General features: G+C 72.9%; 1 protein-coding gene. It reads left to right on the top strand.

The features are described from left to right. Positions 1-705, top strand: a 705-nt coding sequence (locus AC5RTT_RS20695; protein WP_494146727.1) for an ABC transporter domain-containing protein, incomplete at both ends; no start/stop codon positions are given.

Genomic DNA, 705 nt, shown 5'->3' with positions numbered 1-705 from the left:
GGCGGACGCCCGTCCGGCTCCTGGCGGCACTGTTGGTGCCGGTACAGGGCAAGTTCGGCGGCGCGGCCGCGGTGGGCACGCTGGCGGCGGTCTTCGCCGTCGCCCTGTCCGGACTCTCCGGCTGGCTGATCATCCGGGCCAGCGAGCAGCCGCCCATCCTGTACCTGCTCTCAGCCATCGTGGGTGTCCGGTTCTTCGGCATCGGCCGTGCCGTGTTCCGGTACTGGGAGCGGCTGCTCCTGCACGACGCCGTGTTCGCGGCCCTCACCAGGCTCCGGGGCCGGCTGTGGGAGTTGCTGAGCCGCCGGGCACTGGCACTCCGCCGCCTGCTGCAGGGCGGCAACGTGCTGGGAACGGTGATTGACGACGTCGACACCATCCGTGACCTGCTTCCCCGCGTGGTCCTGCCGCCGGTTACCGCCGTGGCTGTGTCCGTGCTCACGCTGGCCGCCACCTGGCTGCTGGTGCCGTCCGCGCTGCCTGCCGTCATCGCTGCCGCCCTTGCCAGCCTGGTGCTCGCCCCGGCGGTTGCCCTGTGGGGCGACCGGAAGTCGGCTACGGCGGAGCAGCTCCTGCGCTCCGGCGTGCTGCGCAGCATTTCAGCGGCACTGGACGCCCGCGCGGAACTCCATGCGAACGGCGTGGCGCCCCTGGTCCTGGAGGACCTGCAACGGCGGGACGCCGACGCCACCGCGGCGTCCCGGC

It is taken from the genome of Arthrobacter sp. Y3221157, assembly GCF_059089865.1.
The sequence above is the reverse complement of the archived record's forward strand: the minus strand, read 5'-3'. Positions and strand labels throughout refer to the sequence as shown.